Source organism: Pseudoalteromonas sp. GW168-MNA-CIBAN-0100 (assembly GCF_040309225.1).
GTDB classification, from domain to species: domain Bacteria; phylum Pseudomonadota; class Gammaproteobacteria; order Enterobacterales; family Alteromonadaceae; genus Pseudoalteromonas; species Pseudoalteromonas arctica.
Genome location: NZ_JBEOOL010000215.1, coordinates 1 through 369 on the forward strand (window position 1 = coordinate 1; position 369 = coordinate 369).

Genomic DNA, 369 nt, shown 5'->3' on the forward strand with positions numbered 1-369 from the left:
AATAAACACACTCCAGGCACTCTGCTGTATATTTTTTATCCTGTTTTATTGCTCGGCGTTATTATTGGCTTTACTCTGATCGGGCGAGTCCCTGAACTTGTCGCCATTAGCATTGCCAATATATTGATGTTTGCGGCCTCAATTGTGCATTGTCTTGCTATTAGCCAGTTTTTAGATTATCGCGGTATTGGCTTTAAACTTGTTTGTGCATTTACTGCTTTTAGCAGCGTAATGCTGGGTTATTACAGCTTTTTGTCGCCATCTATTCAAGATAGGCTGTTTATATCTGATATACAGCATATAGCTGAAGCTGCATTTTTACTGTTTATATTTATAAAGTATGCACGTAAGCCCTATCCTAATGGCAGT

1 pseudogene is annotated in these 369 nt (G+C 38.5%); it reads left to right on the forward strand.

From position 1 onward, the window contains the following. Window positions 1–369 (forward strand): annotated as a pseudogene (locus AAEY62_RS20800) (hybrid sensor histidine kinase/response regulator); the annotation flags it as partial.